This window comes from Microbacterium sediminicola, assembly GCF_039531125.1.
In the GTDB taxonomy this organism is placed as follows: domain Bacteria; phylum Actinomycetota; class Actinomycetes; order Actinomycetales; family Microbacteriaceae; genus Microbacterium; species Microbacterium sediminicola.
In genome coordinates, this window is record NZ_BAAAPL010000002.1 from 918,470 (window position 1) to 934,249 (window position 15,780).

At 68.7% G+C, this 15,780-nt stretch carries 13 protein-coding genes; 7 read left to right on the plus strand and 6 right to left on the minus strand.

Going from position 1 to position 15,780, the window contains the following annotated elements:
* Positions 1-32: 32 nt before the first annotated feature.
* From ABD206_RS12970 to ABD206_RS12990, 5 genes are all read right to left on the minus strand, one after another.
* On the minus strand, positions 33-578 hold the full coding sequence (locus ABD206_RS12970) for an NADPH-dependent FMN reductase (protein ID WP_344073263.1): 546 nt from the start codon (positions 576-578) through the stop codon (positions 33-35).
* Between the two features lie 211 nt (positions 579-789).
* The gene (locus ABD206_RS12975) at positions 790-1,134 is read right to left on the minus strand and encodes a DUF202 domain-containing protein (RefSeq protein ID WP_344073265.1); all 345 of its coding nucleotides are present in this window, start codon (positions 1,132-1,134) and stop codon (positions 790-792) included.
* Complete coding sequence (locus ABD206_RS12980; protein WP_344073267.1) at positions 1,131-1,490, minus strand: YidH family protein; 360 nt, start codon at positions 1,488-1,490, stop codon at positions 1,131-1,133. The genes ABD206_RS12975 and ABD206_RS12980 overlap by 4 nt, the downstream gene beginning before the upstream one ends.
* Before the next feature lie 60 nt (positions 1,491-1,550).
* Complete coding sequence (locus ABD206_RS12985; RefSeq protein WP_344073270.1) at positions 1,551-1,949, minus strand: DUF4259 domain-containing protein; 399 nt, start codon at positions 1,947-1,949, stop codon at positions 1,551-1,553.
* A gap of 98 nt (positions 1,950-2,047) precedes the next feature.
* Positions 2,048-4,084, minus strand: coding sequence for a sensor histidine kinase (locus ABD206_RS12990; protein ID WP_344073273.1), 2,037 nt, complete (start codon positions 4,082-4,084; stop codon positions 2,048-2,050).
* 90 nt (positions 4,085-4,174) lie between these two features.
* Between ABD206_RS12990 and ABD206_RS12995 the strand changes: the two genes are divergently transcribed.
* Positions 4,175-4,546 (plus strand): response regulator, encoded by a 372-nt coding sequence (locus ABD206_RS12995; RefSeq protein ID WP_344073275.1) that lies wholly within the window; start codon positions 4,175-4,177, stop codon positions 4,544-4,546.
* A 128-nt stretch (positions 4,547-4,674) separates the two neighbouring features.
* Here the strand turns inward: ABD206_RS12995 and ABD206_RS13000 are convergent, their stop codons facing one another.
* A complete protein-coding gene (locus ABD206_RS13000) occupies positions 4,675-5,847 on the minus strand; it encodes an ROK family transcriptional regulator (RefSeq protein WP_344073277.1) in 1,173 nt (390 codons plus the stop codon).
* Positions 5,848-5,937: 90 nt separating this feature from the next.
* Between ABD206_RS13000 and xylA the strand changes: the two genes are divergently transcribed.
* The 6 genes from xylA (at position 5,938) to treZ (ending at position 15,768) form a co-directional block, all read left to right on the plus strand.
* The gene (gene xylA, locus ABD206_RS13005) at positions 5,938-7,125 is read left to right on the plus strand and encodes a xylose isomerase (RefSeq protein ID WP_344073279.1); all 1,188 of its coding nucleotides are present in this window, start codon (positions 5,938-5,940) and stop codon (positions 7,123-7,125) included.
* A gap of 40 nt (positions 7,126-7,165) precedes the next feature.
* A complete protein-coding gene (locus ABD206_RS13010; RefSeq protein WP_344073282.1) occupies positions 7,166-8,482 on the plus strand; it encodes a xylulokinase in 1,317 nt (438 codons plus the stop codon).
* Between the two features lie 115 nt (positions 8,483-8,597).
* Positions 8,598-9,287, plus strand: coding sequence for a GTP pyrophosphokinase (locus tag ABD206_RS13015; RefSeq protein WP_344073284.1), 690 nt, complete (start codon positions 8,598-8,600; stop codon positions 9,285-9,287).
* Between the two features lie 58 nt (positions 9,288-9,345).
* The gene (gene glgX / locus ABD206_RS13020) at positions 9,346-11,559 is read left to right on the plus strand and encodes a glycogen debranching protein GlgX (RefSeq protein ID WP_344073286.1); all 2,214 of its coding nucleotides are present in this window, start codon (positions 9,346-9,348) and stop codon (positions 11,557-11,559) included.
* A 1-nt stretch (position 11,560) separates the two neighbouring features.
* Entirely contained in the window at positions 11,561-13,969 is a 2,409-nt protein-coding gene (treY, locus tag ABD206_RS13025; RefSeq protein ID WP_344073288.1) for a malto-oligosyltrehalose synthase, read from the plus strand.
* On the plus strand, positions 13,966-15,768 hold the full coding sequence (treZ, locus tag ABD206_RS13030) for a malto-oligosyltrehalose trehalohydrolase (protein WP_344073290.1): 1,803 nt from the start codon (positions 13,966-13,968) through the stop codon (positions 15,766-15,768). The genes treY and treZ overlap by 4 nt, the downstream gene beginning before the upstream one ends.
* Positions 15,769-15,780 lie beyond the last annotated feature (12 nt).

The window sequence follows — 15,780 nt, forward strand, 5'->3', positions numbered from 1 at the left end:
GGGATTCCTCCTTTTCGATATGGGGCAATCGATCAGGACTGAGCAGCCAGCGTCGTCTGCGACACCGAGGCGGCGACGTTCGACAGACGCGACAGGTTCGTGGCGTACTCGGATGCCGCGGCATCCACCACCTCGTCGAGCTTGTCCATCTGGCTCAGAGCCAGATAGAAGCCACGGCCCGGGACCATTGCGCCCAGCTCCACCAGAAGCGGGGAGAGGGTGAAGGTCGGGCCCATCGCGTGTGTGAAGTCGGCGCCGGTGTGCACAGGAATCGCGGTCACGCCGGCGAGGCCGTTCGCGGGGTAGCGGTCCAAGAACGCCTTCAGCAGACCCGTGTAGGTCGCCTTGTACGTCGGCGACGCGAACACGACCAGATCGCTCTCTGCGACCTGTGCGTTGAGCGCGGCGACCTTCTCGGAGGGCCAGGCGAAGATCTCGTCGGTGTGGTCGGCCAGATCGATGACCTCGCACTCATAGGTGCCCGGCTCCAGGAGCTTTTCCACCAGCAGCTCGGCCACCTTGCGGGTGCGAGACATCGCCTTGGGGTTACCGACGACGACCGTGACTTTCAACGACATGTACTACTCACTCCGTACCGATTGACAGGAAACGGGAGGTGTCGAGAAACCACGTACCGCGCGGGTGAAGTGGGGACACGACTCCTCCACACGATCCGAGGTTTTTTGGCCCGGCTCGCCCACAACGGCTTACGTTGCCTCTTCAGTATGGGCTCGTCACGTTTCAGGCGTGTGACATCGCCCTGGGTGCACGCCCTGCGGTGCCGCGCGTCTACGTGGTGACGCTGACGGCGAGCACGACGATCGCGATCACTCCGATCGCGGCGACGAACCCCGCCAGTGCGAGCAGGAGCGCCCCATCGGGCACCCGAGTGTGGTCGCGCGCGTGCACGGTGGCGTGGGTGACGCGGAGGTAGCGCCTGCGCGACCACACCCAGAGCACGAAGGAGAACGCGACGCCCACGGCGCCCGGCAGCACCCACCAGCCGCTGCCGAGGGCGTCCGGGAGCAGCCGCATCGCGACGACCGAGCCGAGGGCCAGGCTCAGTTCGGTGCGTCGCCACGCGAGCTCGGTGCGCTCGGGCTGGAGGCCTGGATCGAAGAGCCGGTCGCTCACGACACGAGGATCGCGAGGAGGATCAGCACCGACGCGAGCGTCACCGCGATGCCCACGACCGGGCCGAGGAGCGAGCCCGGCAGCGGTGAGGCGTCCCGCAGCGCGCGCTCGGCCCGCATCCAGCCCACCCAGGCGAGGATCGGTGTCAGCAGTCCCGCGACGACGAGCACCAGACTCGCGCTCAGCCGTAGGTTCGGGTCGAGATCCAGGCCGAGCACCTCGAGCGCCACCCCGCCGGCCAGCAGTGCCAGGGCCGTACGGATCCAGGCCAAGAAGGTGCGTTCGTTGGCGAGCGTGAACCGCACGTCCGGCTCATCTCCGTGGCTGTAGACGAAGGACGGGAAGCGGCGCGTCATCGGGCTCCTTGCAGGACGTCAGGCTCGTGGGGCCCCGCGCGTGCGCGTGGGCTCACGTCCTCAGTCTGTCAGGGAAGCCCGCAGCCGTGTGATCGCCTCGCTCCAGCCGACGTCCCCGGCGTCGGCCCAGGCGGTCGACAGTTCACTGGCGGGCCCGGTGGCCGCGGCGAGGGAGGCGGCAGCAAGGTCGACGAGATCCCGCGGCGGTCGGCCGGCGCGCACGACGAACTCTTCGACCTCGTGGGTGTACGCGTCGCACTGCGTGCGTCGCCCCAGCCCGTGGGCGATCACTTCGACGGCCGCGACGGCGATCTGCGCGGTCTCATGGTCGACCTCCGCGTCCTCGAGCGCGTCGCGCAGCGCGTCCTCGACGACATCCCATTGCGAGGTCTCTTCGAGATCCCATGCCCAGTCGGCCGCGACGTCATTGCCGAACGGCTCCACACTCCATGCCCCCATATCCGCGACGCTATTGCGTCTCGGTGAACGGATGGGCGGATCTGCGTGGCGTGCGCATGTCCGTCGAGAAAGCGATGGGGGAGCGGCGCATGTCCCCCTCAGGTGTCGCTGTCGCCCGATTCCGTCGTATCCGGGGCCGACGCCCGGGGGGTGACCAGTGCGAGGGTGATCTGGGCGGTCGTGCCCACGGGTGCGGCTCGGGAGAGCTCGATCTGCCCACCCATGCCGGCGAGCAGCTCTTTCACGATCGCAAGTCCCAGGCCCGTGCCGGGGACGCCGCGCTGCGTGCTCGAGGCGCTGCGGTAGAACCGGTCGAAGATGTGCGCGAGGTCCTCCTCCGAGATCCCTTCGCCCTGATCGGTGATGGTGATCACCGCGCGCTGCTCCGCCCGGTAGGCGACGACCTCGATGCGGCCGCCCTCGGGGGAGAACTTCACGGCGTTGGTCAGGATGTTGGTGAACACGCGCATGAGGTCGTTCTCGCGACCCAGGACGACGAGGTCGTCTTCGATCTCGGTGACGACCTGGATGCCACGGTTGCGGATGCTGTGCGTGGCATCGGTCAGGCTGCGACGCAGGATCTCCCCTGCGTCGAGCTGGGATCCCGCATTGACCGCCGCGGGCGTCCGGCTCATCTTCGAGACGAGCAGCACATCGTCGACGACGCCTCTCAGCCGTGTGGCATTGCGGGAGATGACCTCCACATATTCGCGCAGCTCGGGATCACTCGTCGCCTCGGAGAGCTCTTCGGCAAAGCCCAGGATCGAGGTGATGGGCGTGCGCAGCTCGTGGGTGACGCTGGCCACGAAGTCGACCTTCTGCTGGTTGAGGGCTTGGAACGTGCGACTGACCTGACGTTCGCGCTCGAGCCGACGCTCCATCTCACGCTCTGCTTCACGGAGCGGCCGCAGATCCTGGATTGCGAGCAGGATGACACGGTTCAGGCCGGTGCGATTGACGGCATCGATCGTGATCGTGGCGGGGAGGTTGGAGGGGGAGACGTCCTCCCAGTCGACGCTCTCGGACACGTCGTAGCTCGCGCGCTCGAGCCATGGTCGCAGGAGAGCGGTGTCGCGCAGGATCCACTTGCCGCTGTCGTTTCGTTCGAACTCGTCGCGCAGCAGCACGACGGCGGCCGCGTTGATCTCCAGAACGCTGTAGGTGCCGCCGCCATCGTCCTGCAGAATCGCGAAGCCGCTCTTCGAGCCGCGGAAGGCATCGTGCAGCAGATGGGAGATCGCGGACTGCTTGTTCTCGAGCGTGAGGCGGTCGTTCTGCGTGGCGGCGATCGCCAGCGCCATCCCTGAAAGAGCTATCGCGAAGATCTGAAGCGCGGTCACGGTCGGTAGCCCGACGCTCGGACTGGCGAACATTCCGCCACCGAGCGCCGTCAGCTGCGCGGTGAGGCCGACCACGAGCACGATCTGGACGACGACGTAGAACGTCGGTGAGGTGACAGCCGCCCAGGCCATGAGCGGGACCGCGATGATCGGCACCGCCAGCGGAGTGCCCGGCCAGAACGCGAACGCGGTCGCCGCGAGCATGGCGAGAGTGATGACCGCGGACGATACCCAGCGCGTATGGCGCCCGGGCAGGGTGACGAGCCCGAGCGGGGCGAGCAGGATCACGGCCGACAAATGGGAGGCGAAGATCGCCCAGAACACCCCCATGAACGCGCCGCCGCCGAATTCCGTCGCCACGCCCAGCAGTGCTGCCACCAGTGCGGCGCCGGCGACGGTGCCGAGGGCGAATCGACCGAATTCCAGAAGCGATCCCAGACGCGGGCGATCTCCGTCGCTGGTGACGGCCGTCGCGACGATCCATGCCTCCGCGATCATGCCGACCGACCCCAGGATGATGACCAGCAGCGGACGATCTGCGACCCAGGATCCTGCACCGCTGGCAAGGCCCACACCGATCGCGGTGAGCCACCGCCAGCGCAGGGGAGTGGCGGCGGTGGCGACCACCCCGATGCCCGCGGTCGGCCACCACCAGGCGAGGCCACCGGGGGCGGATTGGGTCAGCGCGAAGAAGATCGCCGCCGCCGCAGCGAGCGCCACGAGGACGAGGATCCAGATCGTTCGAGCGACCGGGCGGGATGTGCGGATGCGCACGGCAATGCTCGGGCTCGCCATCGTCGGCCTCCTGTCCGTGCGCTCGCTCGCGGGATTATTCTCACCTAGCATTGCGTGGAGTGCGCGGACACGCACGAAGGCGAGGCAGGTGTGGCGAGGATTCTCGTAATCGATGACGACAGGGACATCGTCCGTCTTGCCGCGATCCGCCTCTCTCGCATCGGGCACACCGTCGAGGAGCGCTACGACGGTGCGACGGGCCTTGCGGCGATCCGGGAGCTGCGCCCGGACCTCGCGATCGTCGATTGGATGATGCCCGGTCTGGACGGGATCGCCGTCGCGCAGGCGGTGCGCGCGGATAGCGCGACCAGCGCGATCCCGCTGGTCCTGCTGACCGCGCGTTCCGATCCGGCGGAGCATGAGTATGCCCGCACCCAGGGATTCTCGGACGTCGTGACCAAGCCCTTCACGAAGACGCAGCTGTTCGACGCCGTCGCCGCACTGCTCCCCGTCACCAACTGACCCCGCCCGGGCACCTCCCCCGCGCGAGTTGCACCTCGCAGGGTCGAGCTGCACCTCCCGGGCGCGAGTTGCACCTCGGAGGCGCGAGTTGCACCTCGGAGGCGCGAGTTGCACCTCGCAGGGTCGAGTCACCTACCCGGTGCGCGGTCGCGCAGCGGATCCGACAGCAACGGCGCGAAAGCCGCCTCCGCGGCGCCGATCAGCAGACGGTCCTCGGCGAGCGCTGCGGTCCGGATGTCGACATCCGCCGCCGCGCCGGGCATCGACTGTGCGCGCACGAGGTCGACCAGGTCTGCAGGGTCCGGATCGGCGAGGGTCGCCAGAAAACCGCCCAGCACGATCCGGCTGGGATTCAGGACATTGACCGCGTTCGACAATGCCGTCGCGAGGATGCGGCGCTGTCGGGCCATCTCCGCGATCACACCGGGATCGGTCGAGCCCGCCAGGGCCTGAGCGAGAGTGGCTTCGTCCGCGCCGTGCAGCCCGACCGCATCCAGCAGTCGCGCGCGACTGACCTCGTCCTCCAGGGCGGCGTCGGTGCCGCCGCCCTCATCGCTGCGCGCGACGTGCGGGCGGTTGTGGCCGAATTCGCCGGCATAGCCCGACGCTCCGCGCACCGGCATCCCGTGCACGATCAGCCCGCCGCCGATGCCGCTCGCGCCGCCGTTGAGATAGACGACGTCATCGACTCCGCGTGCGGCGCCGTAGAGGTGCTCGGCGATCGCGCCGAGCGTGGCATCGTTGTCGACCGCCGTCGGCAGTCCGGTCCGCGCGCTGATGAGCGGACCGAGGGGTACGTCTCGCCAGCCGAGGTGCGGCGCGGTGCGCACGGCGCCGTCCTCTCCGCGCACCAGCCCGGGCACGGCGACCCCGACCGATGTGATCCATGCCGTCGACGGCATGTTCTCGCGCCAGCGGTCGATCGTGCTCGTGATCAGGTCTACGGTCTCGGCGGGCGAGATGAGGCCCTCGGTCTCGATGCGCTCGCGGATGGCGATGCTCTGGTCTATGCGCACCGCGCCGATCGTGACGGCGTCAACCTCGGGGTTCACAGCGATGCACAGGACATCGGGGGAGGCAGCGACGACAGGGGATGGTCGGCCGGCACGGCCCGCGGGGTCCGGGGCACGCTCGGTGAGCCAGCCCCCTTCGCTCAGCGAGGCGACGAGATCGGCGATCGTTGAGCGGTTCAGCCCCGTATGCCGGGTGAGCTCGGCTCGGGAGAGGGGGCCGAGGCCATGAACCAGCCCGAGCACCCGGGCCAGGTTGCGGGTCCGGATCCCCTCGGTGGCCTCTGGCATGTGCCCACCGTAGGGGATGGCAGAACGCGCGGGATGAATATATGTTGTCTTTCACAACATTTGTGTTGCGCACTCAGCAAAGGAGCGACCGTGGTCACACCCACCCCTGCCGACAAGTTCACCTTCGGTCTTTGGACGATCGGCTACAACGGTGCCGACCCCTTCGGCGGCCCGACCCGCCCGGCGCTGGATGTCGTCCACGCCGTCGAGAAGCTCGCCGAGCTCGGCGCATATGGCCTCACTTTCCACGACGACGACCTGTTCCCGTTCGGCTCGACCGACGCCCAGCGCCAGAGGCAGATCGATCGTCTGAAGGGTGCGCTGGACGCCACAGGTCTGCGTGTCCCGATGGTCACGACGAACCTCTTCTCGGCTCCGGTCTTCAAAGATGGCGGGTTCACCTCGAACGACCGGCAGGTCCGGCGCTTCGCGCTGCGCAAGGTCATGCGCAACCTGGATCTTGCCGCTGAGCTCGGCGCTGAGACCTTCGTCATGTGGGGCGGCCGTGAGGGCGCTGAGTATGACGTGGCGAAAGACGTCCGGGCAGCCCTGGAGCGCTACCGCGAGGCAGTGAACCTTCTCGGCGACTATGTGACCGACAAGGGCTACGGCATCCGGTTCGCGATCGAGCCCAAGCCCAACGAGCCGCGCGGCGACATCCTGCTGCCGACCGTCGGGCACGCGCTCGCCTTCATCGACTCGCTCGAGCGTCCCGACCTTGTGGGCCTGAACCCCGAGGTCGGGCACGAGCAGATGGCGGGCCTGAACTTCGCCGCCGGAATCGCCCAGGCGCTCTACCACGGCAAGCTCTTCCACATCGATCTCAACGGGCAGCGCGGCATCAAGTACGACCAGGACCTCGTGTTCGGTCACGGCGACTTGCACAACGCCTTCGCCCTGGTCGATCTGCTCGAAAACGGCGGGCCGAACGGCGGCCCCGCGTACGAGGGACCCCGCCATTTCGACTACAAGCCCAGCCGCACCGAGGACGAGTCCGGCGTCTGGGATTCCGCCGCCGCGAACATGCGCACCTACCTGTTGCTCAAGGATCGCGCCGCGGCCTTCCGCTCCGACCCCGAGGTGCAAGAGGCGCTCGCCGCCGCCCGCGTGACCGAGCTGTCGGAGCCGACCCTCGCCGCGGGGGAGACGTACGACGACCTGCTCGGCGACCGCTCGACGTTCGAGGACTTCGACCCGGCGCCGTACTTCGGGGGCAAGGGCTTCGGCTTCGTCCGACTGCAGCAGCTGGCCACCGAACACCTGATGGGGGCCCGCTGAGGCCCTGCGCATGTGAGGCTTGTTGTGGAGAGGGGATCGGATGACGCTCGTGATGGGGGTCGACTCGTCGACGCAGTCGTGCAAGGTCGTCGTGATGGATGCCACCACCGGCCTCGTCGTGCGGGAGGGGCGCGCGCCGCACCCGGTCGGCACCGAGGTTGACCCCTCGGCCTGGTGGACGGCGCTTCAGGCGGCGATCACGGAGGCCGGCGGGCTCGAGGGCGTCGCGGCCTGGGCGATCAGTGGCCAGCAGCATGGCATGGTGGCGCTGGATGCGGACGGCCGTGTCATCCGGCCTGCGCTCTTGTGGCACTCCACCCGCTCGGCCGGTGCCGCAGCCGATCTTGTCGCGGAGTTCGGAGCGCACGCGCTCGCGCAGCGCACGGGTCTGGTCCCCGTCGCTTCCTTCACCATCACCAAACTGCGCTGGCTCCGTGATCACGAACCGGACAACGCGGCGCAGGTCGCCGCGGTCGCCCTCCCGCACGACTGGCTCACCTGGCGGCTGCGCGGGTACGGGCCGGTGGGGGAGTCCGAGCGGGGGCCGGTGCTCGACGAGCTGATCACGGACCGATCCGACGCGTCCGGAACCGGGTACTGGAGCCCCGAGGACTGGGCCCCGGGAGCAGACGGCTATGACCGAGAGCTGTTCGTCGCCGCGCTGAGGCGCGACGCCGTCTTGCCGAGGGTGCTCGCTCCGCGCGAGTGGGTCACCGACGCCGCGGGTCGGCGTGTCGGGCCGGGAGCGGGCGACAATGCCGGCGCGGCGCTCGGAGTGGGAGCAGTGCCTGGTGATGCCGTCGTCTCGATCGGAACCAGCGGGACCGTCTTCGCCGTGAGCGAGCATCGGACGATCGACTCCTCTGGCACCGTGGCCGGCTTCGCTGACGCCGATGGGCACTTCCTGCCGATCGTGGTGACCATGAACGCGGCACGCGTCCTCGACGCGATCGCGAAGCTTCTGGATGTCGACCACGCCGAACTCAGTCGGCTTGCGCTCGAGGCTGCGCCCGGCGCCGACGGATTGACCCTCGTGCCCTACTTCGAGGGGGAACGCACCCCGAATCTTCCCCACGCGACCGCTTCGCTGACCGGAATGACCTTGGCCTCCAGCACCCGGGAGAACCTTGCGCGCGCCGCCGTGGAGGGAATGCTCTCGGGGTTGCGGGCGGGACTGACCGCGCTGCGCGATCTCGGTGTGCCGTTGCATCGGGTGCTGCTGATCGGCGGCGCGGCCCAGTCGCCCGCGGTGCGGCAGATTGCACCCGAGGTCTTCGGTATCCCCGTCGAGGTGCCGAAGCCGGGCGAGTACGTCGCCCTCGGGGCCGCGCGACAGGCGGCTCGCATTCTCGAGTGAGGCGCGTTTCGTCTCGCGGGGTTCGCGCGACGACCGGTGGTGCGCTCCGCGCCGTCAGCGCACCGTCATCGGGTTCACAGCCGTCTCGTACCCGGCATCCGTAGATTCATCGACCATGAGCCCCGCACCCGCCGAGGATGAAGTCACAGTCTCACTCTCGGAGCTTCGAGCCGCCCGCGACGAGGTGCAGCGCTTCCTGCTGCCGTATCAGTTCGCGCTCAAAGAGATCGAGACCAAGGTCGAGATCCTGCGCGATGAATTCCAGCACCTGCACGACTACAACCCCATCGAGCACATCTCCGGCCGGGTGAAGTCCCCCGACAGCCTTGTGGCCAAGGTCGGGCGGAAGGGGATCGAGGGCGATTTCGCCTCGATTCGGGAGCACATCACCGACATCGCCGGAGTGCGCATCACCTGCAGCTTCGTTACCGACACCTACCGACTGTTCGACCTGCTCACCGCGCAGGACGACATCCAGATCCAGCAGGTCAAGGACTACATCTCCGAGCCGAAGCCCAACGGGTACAAGAGCCTGCACGCGATCATCCAGGTGCCGGTCTTCCTCTCCAGCGGCAGGGTCGATGTGCCCGTCGAGGTGCAGTTCCGCACGATCGCGATGGACTTCTGGGCGAGCCTCGAGCACAAGATCTACTACAAGTTCGACAGACAGGTGCCCGACGGTCTGCTTGAGGACCTCCGCGACGCCGCGGCCAGCGCCGCGGAGCTCGACGAGCGGATGCAGCGCCTTCACCGGCAGATCCACGGCGAGCCTCCGACAGGCACCGCTCGCGTCCTCGAGGCCTGAACGACCGAGCCATCCGCTCTCCACTAGTGTCGGAGACACCAGGAGAAGGGGCGCGCGCGTGCAGACATGGCCGGGGTCTCCGTACCCGCTGGGAGCGACCTTCGACGGCAACGGGACGAACTTCGCCCTGTTCAGCGAGGCGGCCGAACGCGTCGAATTGTGCCTGTTCGATGACGATGACACCGAGACCCGCGTCGAGCTGGTCGAGATGGATGCCTTCGTCTGGCACGCCTACCTCCCCAACGTCGTGCCCGGGCAGCGCTACGGCTACCGCGTTCACGGCCCGTACGACCCGGCGGCGGGACTGCGCTTCAACCCGAACAAGCTGCTCCTGGATCCCTACGCCAAAGCCGTCGAAGGCCACACGGTGTGGGGCCAGTCCGTCTTCGGATACGACTTCGGCGACCCCGACTCGTTCAACGAGGAGGACTCGGCGCCCGCCATGCGCAAGGCCGTCGTCATCAACCCCTACTTCGACTGGGGCGGCGACCGTCCGCCGCGCATTCCGTACGCCGAGACGGTCATCTACGAGGCGCACGTCAAAGGTCTCACCCAGACCCACCCGGGGATCCCCGAAGAGATCCGCGGCACCTACAGTGCGCTCTCGCACCCGCTGATCATCGAGCACCTGAAGAAACTCGGCATCACCGCGATCGAACTCATGCCGGTCCACCAGTTCATCAACGAGGACCGACTGCAGGAGCTCGGCCTGAAGAACTATTGGGGCTACAACACCATCGCCTTCCTCGCGCCGCACGGCGACTATGCGGCATCCGGCGACCGTGGTCAGCAGGTGCAGGAGTTCAAGGGCATGGTGCGCGCGCTGCACGAGGTCGGCATCGAGGTCATTCTGGATGTCGTCTACAACCACACGGCGGAGGGCAACCACCTCGGACCGACCTTGTCGATGCGCGGCATCGACAACCAGGCCTATTACAAGCTCGAAGAAGCCGATCGGCGTTACTACACCGACTACACCGGCACCGGGAACAGCCTGAACGTCTCGAGCCCGCACGCGCTGCAGCTGATCATGGACTCCCTTCGCTACTGGGTGACCGAGATGCATGTCGATGGATTCCGGTTCGATCTCGCGGCGGCACTGGCGCGTGAGTTCTACGACGTGGACCGGCTCGCGGCCTTCTTCGACCTTGTGCAGCAGGATCCCGTGGTCTCGCAGGTGAAGCTGATCGCAGAGCCGTGGGATGTCGGTCCCGGCGGCTACCAGGTCGGCAACTTCCCGCCGCAGTGGACCGAATGGAACGGCAAGTACCGCGACACCGTGCGCGACTTCTGGCGGGGCGAGCCTCAGGCGCTCGGCGAGTTCGCGGGGCGCCTCACCGGGTCGGCCGACCTCTACGAACACTCGGGGCGCCGGCCGGTGGCATCCATCAATTTCGTCACCGCCCACGACGGGTTCACGCTTCGCGACCTCGTCTCGTACGAACAGAAGCACAACGAGGCGAATGGCGAGGACGGCCGCGACGGGGCCGATGACAACCGCTCGATGAACTTCGGCGTCGAAGGCCCCACCGATGATCCGGAGATCCTCGCGCTGCGTGAACGTCAACAGCGCAACTTCATCGCCACACTCCTGCTCTCGCAGGGCGTACCCATGCTGCTGCACGGCGACGAGCTCGGTCGCACCCAGCGTGGCAACAACAATGGCTACGCCCAGGACAACGAGACCACCTGGATCGACTGGAGTGAGATCGACACGAGTCTGCTCGATTTCACTGCGGCCCTGGCGCGGCTCCGCCGAGACCACCCCACGTTCCGTCGTAGGCGGTTCTTCGACGGTCGCCCCGTTCGGCAGGAGGAGGGCGCGCGCGTCCCCGACATCGTGTGGCTGCGCCCGGACGGTTCACGGATGCAACCCGAGGACTGGGAATCGGGCTTCGGTCGGGCGATCGGGGTGTTCCTCAACGGCAACGGCATCCGGGAACGCGACCGTCGCGGCGAGTCGATCACCGACAGCCACTTCGTCATCCTCTTCAACGCCGGCGACGAGATCATCGACTTCCACTTCCCGAAGGTGCAGTTCAGCCCGTTCTGGGACGTGCTGGTCGACACCGCCGGCGTGCACGCGAACGAGCAAGGCCTCGCGCCGGGCGCCACCCTGCGGCTCGAGGCGAAGTCCCTCGTCGTGTTGCGTGAGCACATCGCGGAGGAGGAAGTGCCGACCGATCGGTTCGTCGCCGACGCGATCGCGCCCCAGACGGGAGCGATCGATGAGGTGCCGGGGGCCGCTCCCAAGGATGAGCTGCGAAGCTGACATGCGCCCGACGTCGACCTACCGACTGCAGATCCGCGCCTCGTTCGACCTGGATGCCGCGGCCGACGTCACCGGCTACCTGCGGGACCTCGGCGTGGGGTGGGTCTACCTCTCGCCCCTGCTGCAGGCGACCGAGGGCTCGGACCACGGCTATGACGTTGTCGATCCCACTCGCGTCGACTCCTCCCGGGGCGGCGCCGAGGGGCTGGCGCGGTTCGCCGCGGCCGCGCGCGCGGCCGGGCTCGGCATCCTGATCGACACGGTCCCCAACCACATGGGGATCTCCCGGCCCGAGCAGAACCCGTGGTGGTGGGACGTGCTCCGTCTCGGCGAGGCCTCGCCGCACGCCCCGGCATTCGACATCGACTGGGACGCCGGTGGCGGGCGCGTGCGCCTTCCGGTGCTGGGTGCCGAGCTGGGTGCCGAGATCGGTGCGGGCGCGGTCACCATCGACCCGGCGCCACAGCCGGGGGCACCCGACGGCGTGGTCCGCTACTACGACCAGACCTTTCCCCTCGCTCCGGGCACCGTCCCCGCGCCGGTCCCCGACGATGCCGCTGGCGTGGCGGCCGTGCTGTCCGCCCAGCACTACGAGCTGATGTTCTGGAAGCGTGAGAGCAGGCACCTGAACTACCGCCGGTTCTTCACGATCTCCGGGCTGGCGGGGGTCCGCGTTGAAGACGCCCCGGTCTTCGACGCCTCCCATGTCGAAGTGCTGCGCTGGTTCCGTGAGGGCCTTGCCGACGGGTTGCGCATCGACCACCCGGACGGACTTGCCGATCCCGGCGGGTACCTGCAGCAGCTGGATACCGCACTCCGCGACGCGGGTGCCGGCGCCCCGTACGTGGTGGTCGAGAAGATCCTCGAGCATTCGGCGACCTCGCGCCCGGAGGTGCTGCCGGCCTGGTGGGACACCGAGGGAACGACCGGGTACGACGCGATGGCGGAGATCGATCGGGTGCTGATCGATCCCGCGGGGGAATCGGGGCTCACGGCCATCGACGCCGATCTGCGCGAGGAGTCAGGGCTGCCCCCGCATCCCGGCTGGGCGGAGCTGTCCCATGGCACCAAGCGGGTCGTCGCCGATACCATCCAGGTCAGCGAGATCAACCGACTGGTGCGGTGCCTGCCGCGTCCGATCCCGGATGCCGCCGACGCGTTGGCCGAGATCCTGGCCTGCTATCCGGTCTACCGTTCCTATCTGCCCGCCGGTGTGGAGTGGCTCGATGCCGCCGTGGCGGACGCGGCCGCGCGCAGGCCCGACCTCGCTGCATCCATCGCCGCACTCGCACCCCTCCTCGCCGACCCGGCTCACGAGGTCTCGCGCCGGTTCCAGCAGACGGCGGGACCGGTGATGGCCAAGGGTGTCGAAGACACCGGCTTCTATCGGCAGACCCGCCTCGGCACGCTGACCGAGGTCGGCGGCGACCCGAGCGTCTTCGCGGTGGACCTCGCCGGATTCCACGACGCACTCGCGCGTCGCCAGGCCGCGTGGCCGGCGGCGATGACGGCGCTGTCCACTCACGACACCAAGCGCAGCGAAGACGTCCGCGCGTGGCTGTCGGTGCTGGCAGAGATGCCGGAGCGCTGGGCGGAAGCCCTCACGCAGCTGCGCCGGCACGGCTCGACGGGCAACGGCCCGTTCGACAACCTGCTGTGGCAGGGAGTGATCGGGGCCTGGCCCGCACGCCCAGACCGCCTCCACGCCTACGCCGAGAAGGCGGCGCGGGAATCGGCCGAGCAGACCACCTGGGAATCCCCGGACCCGGGGTTCGAGGCCCGCGTGCACGCGCTCGTGGATGCAGCCTTCGGCCCGGCTCGCCCCCTCGTCGAGGAGATCGTCACCGAGATCCGTCGTCCGGGATGGTCCAACGCGCTCGCCGCGAAGCTCCTCCAGTTGGCGGGCCCGGGCGTCCCCGACGTCTACCAGGGCTCCGAGCTGTGGGACCATTCCCTGGTCGACCCCGACAACCGCAGGAGCGTCGATTTCGGCATCCGCCGCGACCTGCTGACACGCCTCGATGAGGGGTGGCGGCCGCCGGTCGACGACACCGGCGCGGCCAAGCTCCTCGTCGTCTCGCGGACGCTGCGACTTCGTCGGCACCGTCCGGATCTGTTCCGCCGCTACACGCCCATGACCGTCGCCGGAGGAGCCGCCCCGCACGCCATCGCGTTCGATCGGGGCGGGGTCGTCGCCGTAGCGACACGACTCCCGGTCGGGCTTGACCAGCGCGGAGGGTGGGGTGAGACGGTGCTGTTGCGGCACGCGGGGCCCGCCATCGACCTGCTCACCGGTCGCCGGTTCGAGAGCAGCGAGGTGCGGGTCGCCGACCTGCTCGAGAGCTACCCGGTCGCACTGCTCGGTCCGGAGGACGCACTGCCTGCTGTCGCCGGAGAGGAGAGCTTGTGATCGACGTCTGGGGCCCGCGCGCATCCCGCATGCGGTTACGTCGACCGGGGAAGCCGGACGTCGAGATGACGGCCCGCGCCGGATGGTGGCAGGCGCCGGTCACGCTTGCCGCCGGCGACGAGTACGGCTTCGTGCTCGACGAGAGCGAGGTGCTTCGCCCCGACCCGCGCTCGCGACGGCAGCCGCGCGGCGTCCACGAGGCCTCTGCCTGGTTCGATCCGACCGAGTTCGCCTGGACCGACACGGCGTGGACCGGGCGGCAGCTCGCGGGCGGCCTGATCTACGAGCTGCACGTCGGAACGTTCACCGACGAGGGCACACTGGATGCCGCCGCCGCGCACGTCGATCACCTGCTCTCGCTCGGGGTCACCCACATCGAGCTGCTGCCGGTCAACGGGTTCAACGGCGCCTGGAACTGGGGGTACGACGGGGTGCTCTGGTACACCGTCCACGAGGCGTATGGCGGTCCGACCGCGTACCAGCGCTTCGTGGACGCGGCCCACTCGGCGGGCCTGGCCGTGATCCAGGACGTCGTCTACAACCACCTGGGGCCCAGCGGCAACTACCTGCCCGAGTTCGGCCCCTACCTGCGCGATGCGGCCCGCAACACCTGGGGTCTGTCGGTCAACCTGGATGCCCCCGAGGTGCGCTCCTACATCATCGAGAACGCGCTGATGTGGCTGCGGGACTACCACGTCGACGGGCTTCGTCTGGATGCCGTCCACGCCCTGCACGACGAAGGCAGCCCCGTGCACATCCTGCAGGAGCTCGCCGAAGCCGTCGATGCCCTGTCGGCGCAGCAGGGGCGACCGCTCAGCCTCATCGCCGAGTCCGACCTCAACGACCCGACGCTGATCCTGCCCCGCGAGGCCGGTGGCTACGGGCTCACCGCGCAGTGGAGTGATGACTACCACCACGCCCTCCACGTGGCGGTCAGCGGCGAGACCGTCGGCTACTACGAGGACTTCGCCGCGCTCGGCGCCCTCCCCAAGGTCTGGACCGAGGGATTCTTCCACGACGGCACCTACTCCTCCTTCCGTGGGCGCGCGCACGGGCACCCGATCCCGCCCGCGGTGCCCGCCTGGCGCCTGGTCACCTTCGGGCAGGACCACGACCAGATCGGCAATCGCGCCGCCGGCGACAGGCTGAGCCAGTCGCTGAGCGAGGACCACCTCGCCGTCGCGGCGGTGTTGACCCTCACCACCCCCGGCACGCCGATGCTGTTCATGGGCGAGGAGTGGGCGGCCTCCACACCGTGGCAGTTCTTCACCTCGCACCCCGAACCCGAGCTCGGCGAGGCGACGGCGAAGGGTCGGATGTCGGAGTTCGCGCAAATGGGATGGGACCCGGCCCTGGTCCCCGACCCGCAAGACCCGCAGACGTTCCTGCGCTCGAAGCTGCGGTGGGAGGAGACCCTCGCCTCGCCCGGCGCCGGGATCGACCACGCGCGGATCCTGCGGTTGTATCGGGCACTGGCGCGGCTGCGATGTGAACGGCCAGAACTCACCGACCCCGCGTTCGCTCACCTCGACGCGCTGTCCGGGGGAGGGGATGCTCCCGGCGCCCGCTGGTTCGTGCTGCGCCGCGGCGAGCTGAGCGTTCTCGTGAACCTCACGGACGGGCCGCACACGTTCGCGGTGGCAGAGGGAAGTGTCGTGCTCCTGACGACGAGTCCGCTCGTGGACCTGAACCCGAAGGATGCCGCGCAGCGCGCACTGCGGCACGACGCCATCGACGCGGCAACGTTCTTCACGCTCGCGCCGAACAGCGCTGCCATCGTGGCCCCAGTCGGCAACTGACGATCGCTACGC

What these genes read in the sequence shown, in the direction of transcription:
- ABD206_RS12980 (WP_344073267.1), bottom strand. Translation starts at nt 1,490, where the DNA reads ATGACGCGCCGCTTCCCGTCCTTCGTCTACAGCCACGGAGATGAGCCG.
- ABD206_RS12990 (WP_344073273.1), bottom strand. Translation starts at nt 4,084, where the DNA reads ATGGCGAGCCCGAGCATTGCCGTGCGCATCCGCACATCCCGCCCGGTC.
- ABD206_RS13015 (WP_344073284.1), top strand. Translation starts at nt 8,598, where the DNA reads ATGAGCCCCGCACCCGCCGAGGATGAAGTCACAGTCTCACTCTCGGAG.
- ABD206_RS13000 (WP_344073277.1), bottom strand. Translation starts at nt 5,847, where the DNA reads ATGCCAGAGGCCACCGAGGGGATCCGGACCCGCAACCTGGCCCGGGTG.
- ABD206_RS13010 (WP_344073282.1), top strand. Translation starts at nt 7,166, where the DNA reads ATGACGCTCGTGATGGGGGTCGACTCGTCGACGCAGTCGTGCAAGGTC.
- ABD206_RS12970 (WP_344073263.1), bottom strand. Translation starts at nt 578, where the DNA reads ATGTCGTTGAAAGTCACGGTCGTCGTCGGTAACCCCAAGGCGATGTCT.
- treY (WP_344073288.1), top strand. Translation starts at nt 11,561, where the DNA reads ATGCGCCCGACGTCGACCTACCGACTGCAGATCCGCGCCTCGTTCGAC.
- ABD206_RS12985 (WP_344073270.1), bottom strand. Translation starts at nt 1,949, where the DNA reads ATGGGGGCATGGAGTGTGGAGCCGTTCGGCAATGACGTCGCGGCCGAC.